General features: G+C 37.6%; 8 protein-coding genes. 3 read left to right on the forward strand and 5 right to left on the reverse strand.

Annotation, left to right across the window (positions count from 1 at the left end):
* Nucleotides 1-279: 279 nt before the first annotated feature.
* Nucleotides 280-528: a hypothetical protein gene (locus K9N40_12220; protein ID MCF7815234.1), complete on the reverse strand. Its 249-nt coding sequence runs from the start codon at nucleotides 526-528 to the stop codon at nucleotides 280-282.
* A gap of 410 nt (nucleotides 529-938) precedes the next feature.
* Between K9N40_12220 and K9N40_12225 the strand changes: the two genes are divergently transcribed.
* The 3 genes from K9N40_12225 (at nucleotide 939) to K9N40_12235 (ending at nucleotide 3507) form a co-directional block, all read left to right on the forward strand.
* Nucleotides 939-1490: a pyruvoyl-dependent arginine decarboxylase gene (locus tag K9N40_12225; protein ID MCF7815235.1), complete on the forward strand. Its 552-nt coding sequence runs from the start codon at nucleotides 939-941 to the stop codon at nucleotides 1488-1490.
* Entirely contained in the window at nucleotides 1487-2341 is an 855-nt protein-coding gene (gene speB / locus K9N40_12230) for an agmatinase (GenBank protein ID MCF7815236.1), read from the forward strand. Before K9N40_12225 ends, speB begins: the two co-directional genes overlap by 4 nt.
* Before the next feature lie 137 nt (nucleotides 2342-2478).
* Nucleotides 2479-3507, forward strand: coding sequence for a deoxyhypusine synthase (locus tag K9N40_12235; GenBank protein MCF7815237.1), 1029 nt, complete (start codon nucleotides 2479-2481; stop codon nucleotides 3505-3507).
* A gap of 653 nt (nucleotides 3508-4160) precedes the next feature.
* On the opposite strand, the gene K9N40_12240 is transcribed toward K9N40_12235, so the two are convergent.
* The 4 genes from K9N40_12240 to abc-f all read right to left on the reverse strand — a co-directional run bounded on the left by K9N40_12240 (nucleotide 4161) and on the right by abc-f (nucleotide 8605).
* Nucleotides 4161-5249, reverse strand: a complete 1089-nt coding sequence (locus K9N40_12240) for a GNAT family N-acetyltransferase (protein MCF7815238.1) — start codon at nucleotides 5247-5249, stop codon at nucleotides 4161-4163.
* Nucleotides 5250-5448: 199 nt separating this feature from the next.
* Entirely contained in the window at nucleotides 5449-6414 is a 966-nt protein-coding gene (locus tag K9N40_12245; GenBank protein MCF7815239.1) for a GNAT family N-acetyltransferase, read from the reverse strand.
* Entirely contained in the window at nucleotides 6395-6658 is a 264-nt protein-coding gene (locus K9N40_12250; GenBank protein ID MCF7815240.1) for a hypothetical protein, read from the reverse strand. The genes K9N40_12245 and K9N40_12250 overlap by 20 nt, the downstream gene beginning before the upstream one ends.
* A gap of 345 nt (nucleotides 6659-7003) precedes the next feature.
* Nucleotides 7004-8605 (reverse strand): ABC-F type ribosomal protection protein, encoded by a 1602-nt coding sequence (gene abc-f, locus K9N40_12255; GenBank protein ID MCF7815241.1) that lies wholly within the window; start codon nucleotides 8603-8605, stop codon nucleotides 7004-7006.
* Nucleotides 8606-8724: the final 119 nt, after the last annotated feature.

Below are 8724 nucleotides of genomic sequence, written 5' to 3' on the forward strand. Positions count from 1 at the left end.
TAGAGAAGTTTTTCAGAGCTTGTTTTGCCCATTTCGGAGTTAAATTTGGGTTTTTCGATCCATTTTTGTTGAGCGTCAATAAAATTGAAGGTTGTGAAATGGTTAAACTAAAATCGAGTTTTTAGAGGGAACTCATAATCTAATTTTTTATTTAGCTTCTCAAAATTTTTTTTACAATTCAATTTTTCAGCTTGTCTGCAATTCAGCTTAGTTCATATAACAAAACAGCCGGCACAAAAACCGGCTGTAGAAGTTATTTTATTCATATTTCATGGGCATCTAATCCTCGTCATCATCATCGTCCAGATAGTTACTATGTTTATAATTGTAATCGCTATCGTAACCATAATCTTTCTGAGTGAAGTAAAGCATGTCTTCAATTTTTTTGTAAAGATTATCATCTTCAAAATATACTGAAAAGGAAGCTTGATTTCCAGCTTCTCTTTTAACGGAAACTTTGGCATTTCTGGCCATATTCTCCAGCACGAATTCTACCTCTTCCAGGTACAATCCTTTCAACGTTTTCATGAACTCCTCCACAAAATTTTGATAAGCTTTGTTATTTTCATCCTAATTAGTTGTCAAACTTTTTTTATTATATTAATCAAATTTTTTTTATGTTGTAATTATTTGCGATTTGGTGTTTTATGATTATAATACATTATTATTTGTAATTGTAATTATTAAAGATTTTAGTTAAAATTTTCTGGAGTAATTTTTTATTTGACAGTAATATCGTTAAGAAATTTTTTGTGCCGATTTTGTGAATTTTATGTGAATTAATTTTTGCATATTGGAAATGTGTTTTCATTTTCTGCAATACTTCCTTCCAATAGCAGCGAGTTATGTTTTCAGCTTGTGTTTTTGTTAATCAGGATTGCCAACTTGTGTTTTGTCGTAAAATATTTTTTCAGAAACTCGAAGGAGGGTTATGCGAATTGAAAGGTTTGCTGATTGGTAATCGTATTCCGAGGGAATACTTCATCACTACCGGAACCGGTGAAAGTGATATTACAATTCATGCCGGTTCATATCATCTGGCACTCAAAGATGCCGGAATCGAAAAAGCTAACATCATGACATATTCATCTATTTTACCTGGAATTGCTCAGGAAATCACACGACCAACAAATTACGTTCATGGCGAAGTTATGGAAACCATCATGGCTGCCTGTCATGGCGAAAGTGGAACGCGAGTTACGGCAGGAATTATTTTTGGCTGGCTTTACAACCGAAAAACCGGTAAAAAATATGGCGGATTAGTTTGTGAGCATAATGGAGCTTATCCTAAACAGGAAATTGAAGATCTACTGCAAAGCAGTCTTCAAGAGCTTTATACCAATGGTTTTGATGATGATTATGAACTTAAAGATTTCAAGATCATCACAAGATCGTTCGTTCCTAAGAAGAAGCATGGAACAGCTCTGGTTGCACTTTGCTTTACAAATTATATCTTTCCGATCTTGTCGGAAGAAGAAGTTGTTTTATGAACTTTGCAGATATTACAGAAAAATATGCTCAGTTTGATACAGCAAAAATTGTAATTCTGCCTGTTCTCTACGATGGAACAAGTACCTGGCAGAAAGGCTCAGATAAAGGACCGGAAGCGATTTTGGAGGCTTCTGCCAATATGGAACTTTACGACATCGAAACCGATTGTGAAGTTTTTAAGCAGGGAATTTTTACTGCAGAACCTATAGCTGAAAATACACTTCCAGAATTAATGGTTCATGAAGTTGAAAAGTCAGTTTCAGATTTTCTGAAAGCTGATAAATTCGTTGTAACTCTGGGTGGTGAACATTCTGTTAGTATGGGAACTATCAAAGCTCATTCTTTGAAATATGAAAACCTGACAATTCTGCAATTGGATGCTCATACTGATCTGCGAGAAGATTACGAAGGCAGCAGATTCAATCATGCCTGCGTGATGGCAAGAGTAAAAGAAATGGAACTTCCCTTTTTGCAGGTGGGAATTCGCAGCATGGATATTGAGGAAAAAACTTCCATAAACCCTGATCGAACTTTCTTTGCCAAAGATATTGCCGGAAGATCAGACTGGCAGGAACAGGTAATTCCACTGCTTTCGGAAAACGTTTATGTTACCATCGATCTGGATGTTTTCGATCCTGCTCTTATGCCTTCCACCGGCACTCCGGAACCGGGCGGCCTGGATTGGTGGAATGTGCTGAAGCTTCTGAAATTAGTTGCTGAAAATTGCAATATTATCGGATTCGATGTTGTGGAATTATGCCCAAGCGAAACCAACAAAGCTCCGGATTTTCTAGCTGCAAAACTGATTTATAAACTGCTGTCGTATAAGTTTGGAAATGAAAATAGATAATTTCTAAAAGAATGAGCAAGTCCCCCTTGGAAGGGGGAATAAAAGGGGGTTTTTGCTAAGATAAAATTGCAAACCCCTCCAAATCTCCCCTTATAAAGGGGAGCAATAAAAATAAGAAAAAATGGAGAAAAAATAAAATGAACAAAAAAGAACTATTGAAAGATGTAGTAAAACACATCGACATCAAATCGTTTGATTCTACATATATAATCGACTCGATGCGTGAAATGTCGTTCACCAGCCGTGATACAGCCATAGCTACCGATATTCTGCAAATGATGATAGAAGAAAAGGAGTGTACGAATTTCCTAACTTTGGCAGGCAGTACAAGCGCTGCCGGCTGCATGCAGGTTTACGTGGAAATGATCAAAAACAAAATGATCGATGTGGTGGTGGCAACCGGCGCTTCCATTGTGGATATGGATTTTTTTGAAGCGCTGGGTTTCAAACATTACAAAGGTTCGCCTTTTGTAGATGATAACAAACTGCGTGACTTATACATAGATCGAATTTATGATACTTATATCGATGAAGAAGAATTGCAGATCTGTGATATGAAGATCAAGGAAATTGCCGACAGCCTGGAACCGCGACCATATTCATCCCGCGAATTCATCTGGGAAATGGGAAAATGGCTGACAAAAAATTCCGTGAAAAAAGATTCTCTCATTCAAACAGCTTATGAGAACAACGTTCCCATCTTCTGCCCTGCTTTCAGCGACAGCAGTGCCGGATTCGGGCTCGTGAAACATCAGGTGGAAAATCCTGATAAACACCTTTCCATAGACTCTGTGAAAGATTTTCTGGAACTTACCAAGATCAAGATCGGGGCAGGAACGACCGGAATATTTATGATCGGTGGTGGCGTTCCCAAGAATTTTACTCAAGATACAGTAGTTTGTGCCGAGATTTTGGGGTTTGACGTTCCCATGCATAAATATGCAGTGCAGATAACGGTAGCTGACAGCCGTGATGGTGCCTGCTCCAGCTCCACTCTGAAGGAAGCTTCTTCCTGGGGAAAAGTGAACACAACTTATGAGCAGATGGTTTTTGCCGAAGCCACTTCTGTGCTGCCGCTGATGGTGAGCTGCGTTTATCATAAAGGAAGCTGGAAAGAACGAGAATTTAAGAATTGGGCTGTGAAACTGCATGATGTGAAAGTGTAGCCAGGTCATTAATTCTTGGTCATTAGTCATTGGTTATTGGTCATTGGTCATTGGTCATTGGTTATTGGTGAATTTTTCTACTTCACATCTCGCTACGAAACTCCCGTTTCGTAACGCCGCTTTTCGCAGCTCCCGCTGCTTCGAGCAAGCGACTGCGTCGCTTAAAATCAAATAATTGATTTATTCCAAATCTACCTTGAAAAGGTTTACAAGGCTTTTCTTCCTGCTGAACCTTTTCAAGGTTACATATTCATCTCATTTCCAGCCCTGAAAGTCTCAATAAAAAGATTAAATGGAAGAGAGCTTTTCAGGGTAAATTATTCCAATTTTTTGTTTAAAACCATTGAAAAGACTGACAAGAAAGTTTTTCTCTTATTGTAGTCTTTTCAAGGTTCATTTATATGTAACGCTGCTTCTAGCAAGCGACTGCGTCGCTTAAAATCAAATAATTGATTTATTCCAAATCTACCTTGAAAAGGTTTACAAGGCTTTTCTTCCCGTTCAACCTTTTCAAGGTTACATATTCATCTCATTTCCAGTCCTGAAAGTCTCAATAAAAAGATTAAATGGAAGAGAGCTTTTCAGGGTTAACATTATTAACCTTCGCAAGGTCGAGAATAATTGGAAGTTCCATAACCTTGCGAAGGATTTTTTTACAATCTTTTCACCAGAAACAAACAGGGATTTGCTTCTCCCCACAAATCCTTAAATTCTTCCAGCGGGATAAATCCATTCTTTTTATAAAATTCTCTCGTGCAGGCATATCCTTTATCGGGATGAGCAGAACTGAGTGTTTTAACTGTCAGGAATTTTTTTTCCTGTTGTTCCAATTCTTGAACGGCAAACTGCAGTAATTCTCTGCCTATTCCCAGGCGATGAAAATCCGGTAGAACACCACACACATAAATCTCGCTGGTTTCCTTGAAATGCGAAATGATCGAGAAAAAACCAACTTCTTTTTCAAACATATATGCAGTATAAAAATCTGTATCTTCCACACCTTTTATGTAAGCCTCATTTGCTTCCGGAATGCCAAACCAGTTTGGTAATAATTCTATTATTTTCTTGCAAATTCGGCTTTTTTCTTCCTTGTTCTTTATCTTTTTTAATCGCATATTTTTCTCCAGCCAGTCCTTCTTGTGGGCGTGATAAATTTTTCCATGTACATCTTCTGTGAAATGCTGCATTTCGGGAGGAAAATGATAAACAAATCTTTTAATTTCTTTTCCGCCAACAGCTTCCACAATTTTCTGAGATGCAATATTTTTCACATTGGGTGATGTTTCGATAATTTTCGTTTGAGTTTTACTGAAAATGTACTTGCACAAAGCATTCAATAGTTCCTTCCCAAAACCTTTCCCCCAATATTCTGGTAGAAATTTTACATCCGGTGATGAAATTCCCTCTTCATTCGGAGAACCTAATTTACATTCTCCAATTTTTTTGCCACTTTCTTTTTCGATGACGACCAGTGATTTATCAAATTCACTCTCATCATATTCTTCGATCTTTTTGATGAATTCTTCTTCTGAAATTCCCAATCCATTTGGAAATCCAACATTTTTCATCACTTTTCCACTGTTCCACAAAGATAAATACATATCAACGTCGGAAGTTTCAGCTTTTCTTACTTTTAATCTTTTTGTCTGGAAGATCATCTTTTCTCCGTTCAAGTTACCTTGAAAAGGTTTACAAGGCTTTTCTTCCTGCTGAACCTTTTCAAGGTTAAAAATTAACCTCATTTCTTACCCTGAAAGTCTCAATTGAAAGAATTCTCGTAAGAGAGCTTTTCAGGGTTAACAATTAACCTTTTCAAGGTTCTTTGTCATTCGTCATTGGTTATTGGTGAATTTTTACCAAGACCAACCCTTGAAAAGGCTGACATGAGAGAATTTCTCTGATTGAAGCCTTTTCAAGGTCAAAATTCCAACCATTAAAGGTTTACATCTTCTTAATCCAGGCATAACATGTTCTTTTCTTTTTGAAACCGATCGCTTTATAAAATGGATCAAAGCCGCCTGTCATCGGCATTTTGGTAGCACCGAGTTCCTGCAATCTGGCAAAGCAGGCATTCATAAGTTCCTGTGCCAGTTTTTTGCCGCGATGATCGGGATGAGTTCCCAATGGTTCCAGATGTCCGATCTTGTTTACTTCATCGTACCAGACGATTGCCTGAGCTACCATTTTATCATTCTCGGCGGTGATGAAAAAATCGTTCTCGGCATAATAATCAGGTGCCTTCTGCAATTCCTGATAACTGAAAACCGATGGCCAGTCTTCCTGATTTGGATGATTGAAAGATCTACCGAAAATCTCGCAGCGTTCTGCAATTCGATCACATCCCTGCATCGTGTGCAAAGTGAATCCGTGCGGCAAATGCCAGTTATATTTTCCGGTAATCTGATATTCCAAATGGCTGGAAGAAACTTCTTCTCTCTTTTCGTAGCCGCGTTTTTGAATCAATTCCAGAAGTGGTTCATCATCTTCATACACGAAAATATGAACTTGTTTTTTCTGTTTGTTCAAGAAATTCTTTTCGCCATATTCCAGCATTTCTTCCATCAGAAAAAGATAGTCAGGATGCCGCTGAATAAAGATCTCACCAAACCCGCGATGTTCGGTGTGAGCATGCTCGATATTAGCCACTCCCACGATTTTTCCGGCTTCATTTTCCCACACTCCTAGCAGATCTTCCCAGAGCTTAATCGCAGCAATACTTTTAGAATTATCTGGTGAATTTAAACCATACGCTCCCAACATCGGAGATATGAAAAAACGGGCATAATTCCAGCGTTCCAACCCCCAATTTACAGGAGAATTAAAAGCGCAATAAGTTTCATTCAGGAAATCCCGAATTCTAATAAAATCCCTTTCGGGAATGTATTTTCTAAGTTTTATTTTTTTCATTTTCCATTTCCTTTTTCAAATGTTTTCTCACTGCTTTGCGTCCTTTCTTTTTGAACCAGCGTTTGCTGCCTGTGTGCGCTTCATCGGGATGTGCCGGACGCTTGCGCGTGTATAATTTTTTGGTGCTTTTTTTCATATGATTAAAATCCCCCTCGACTAAAGCCGCATCTCTCCTTAACAGTGGAGATTTTTTTTTTGATTCATCAAATAACACACAACTTTTTTTTCCATCATTTTCTTTCATATCTTCTTCCACTTTCCCCTGACTGCCTTGCCGAAGTCATACGAAGGCTGGTCAAGGAGGACTGAGAAGGTTAACGTTTCAATCATCAACTTGTGTATTTGTCTCAAACATGGATGTTTCATTATGTTCTACCTCACATCTCGTTATGAAACTCCTATTTCGTAACGCTAATTTCGCAGCTCCTGCTGAACCTTTTCAAGGTTATATATTCATCTCATTTTCTACCCTGAAAGTCTCAATTGAAAGAATTCTTGTAAGAGAGCTTTTCAGGGTTAATTATTCCAATCTTTTGTTTAAAACCCTTGAAAAGGCTGACATGAGAGAATTTCTCTGATTGAAGCCTTTTCAAGGTTGCACATCCAGATTAATTTCATTCTCACCTAACTTCTCACACAAATATCTATCATGACTTACAAAGATAATCGTACCTTTAAAATTCATCAAAGCAACTTCCAAAGCTTCTCTGGCAGCGATTTCCAGATGATTGGTTGGCTCATCTAAAACTAATACATTTGTATCGGAAATAATGATCTTTTTTAAAGCTGTTTTGCTCTTTTCTCCAATACTTAGACTTCCGATCTTTTGGTGAACCTTATCTTTACGAAGATTAAAACTTCCCAATACTGTTCTCGCCTGAGACTGTTTTGTCATATCTCCTTCGATCATTTCTTCCAGGATCGTATTCTCTGGATTTAACTCCTCGATTTCTTGAGCATAATAGCCAATTTTCACCTGTGGATTCCAGGAAAATTCACCCTCAAATTCTTTGATTTGATCTACTAGGATTTTCAGTAAAGTCGATTTACCTGAACCGTTTTTACCGCTGATCAAAAATCGTTCACCATTCTCAACAGTAAAACTGAGATCTTTTAAAACTGATTCTTCAACAAAATTCTTGGATAATTTTTCTACCCGCAATATCGTTCTTGCTCGTATTTCCTGATCTTCAAAGTGAATCTCTCGTTTCTTCTCAATCCAGGGTTTTTCATCCTGAGCTTTTTCGATCTCCTTATTCAGTCTTGTTTCTACTGCTTTTGCTCTGCGCATCGAGTCTTTGGCAGAATTGGTGATCGTTTCATAAACCGGTGCATAGCCTTCCGAACCTGTTTGCGCCTGATGGCTGACAGCCCAGTCTTTACGATCGATAAATGCTTTTTTCAATTTCTTGATCTTCTTTTGAGAACTTTCATATTGATGCAGTTTTCGCTGGAATGCCTTATCTTTTTCTTTTCGATAGAATGAATAATTTCCCGAAAATTTCGTGATAGTCTTATTCTCCATTTCCCAAATCTCCTGAACACAATTATCCAAAAACTTACGGTCATGGCTGATTACGAGAAATGGAATTTTAATCTTGTTTAAATAAGATTCCAACCATTCTAAAGTCTGCACATCCAGATGATTTGTCGGTTCATCCAGAAGTAGTAGATCAGGTTCATCCAGCATGATGCGGCAGAAAGCTATTTTAGTCTTTTCACCACCACTCAATGTGCTTAATTTTCTATTTAGAAAGGTTGAATCCAGACTAAATTGAGACATAACTTTTTGAAAGTGAATGTCAAATTTATAGCCGCCGAAAGTATCAAAATCTGCCAGGATTTTAATCATCTCAGATTCTTTGAATTGATCCAATTTTTCCATTTTCTTCTTCAAATTGAAAAGTCTGGGCTTCAGCATCCAGAGAAAATCCTGTACTATCAGATCATCAGGAATAACCACTTCCTGCGGCAGATAACCTGTCCTGAGATTTGGCTGAAAATAAATTCCACCTGCAATTGGTTTATATTTCTGCAGAAGTATTGAAAACAATGTGGATTTTCCACAACCGTTCTTTCCAATCAATCCTGCTTTTGTGTTCGATCCGATTTCAAGAGAAAGTTCTTCAAACAGATTCTCTGCCTGATCTTCATAACAAAATGTTATATTTCCTGCTTTTATAATTGCCATATTAATACCTAACAATACTTCAGTCACCTTCGTAAGAAGGAAAAATTAGGGGATTATATTTACTAATTATTCTCAATTTTAGAAAACCCCTCAGCGACTTTGTCGCTCTCTCTCCTTCC

The sequence above is a fragment of the Candidatus Cloacimonadota bacterium genome, from assembly GCA_021734245.1.
Lineage (GTDB): Bacteria > Cloacimonadota > Cloacimonadia > Cloacimonadales > TCS61 > B137-G9.

What these genes read in the sequence shown, in the direction of transcription:
- K9N40_12220 (MCF7815234.1), bottom strand. Translation starts at nt 528, where the DNA reads ATGAAAACGTTGAAAGGATTGTACCTGGAAGAGGTAGAATTCGTGCTG.
- speB (MCF7815236.1), top strand. Translation starts at nt 1,487, where the DNA reads ATGAACTTTGCAGATATTACAGAAAAATATGCTCAGTTTGATACAGCA.
- K9N40_12235 (MCF7815237.1), top strand. Translation starts at nt 2,479, where the DNA reads ATGAACAAAAAAGAACTATTGAAAGATGTAGTAAAACACATCGACATC.
- K9N40_12240 (MCF7815238.1), bottom strand. Translation starts at nt 5,249, where the DNA reads ATGAGGTTAATTTTTAACCTTGAAAAGGTTCAGCAGGAAGAAAAGCCT.
- K9N40_12245 (MCF7815239.1), bottom strand. Translation starts at nt 6,414, where the DNA reads ATGAAAAAAATAAAACTTAGAAAATACATTCCCGAAAGGGATTTTATT.
- K9N40_12250 (MCF7815240.1), bottom strand. Translation starts at nt 6,658, where the DNA reads ATGAAAGAAAATGATGGAAAAAAAAGTTGTGTGTTATTTGATGAATCA.
- abc-f (MCF7815241.1), bottom strand. Translation starts at nt 8,605, where the DNA reads ATGGCAATTATAAAAGCAGGAAATATAACATTTTGTTATGAAGATCAG.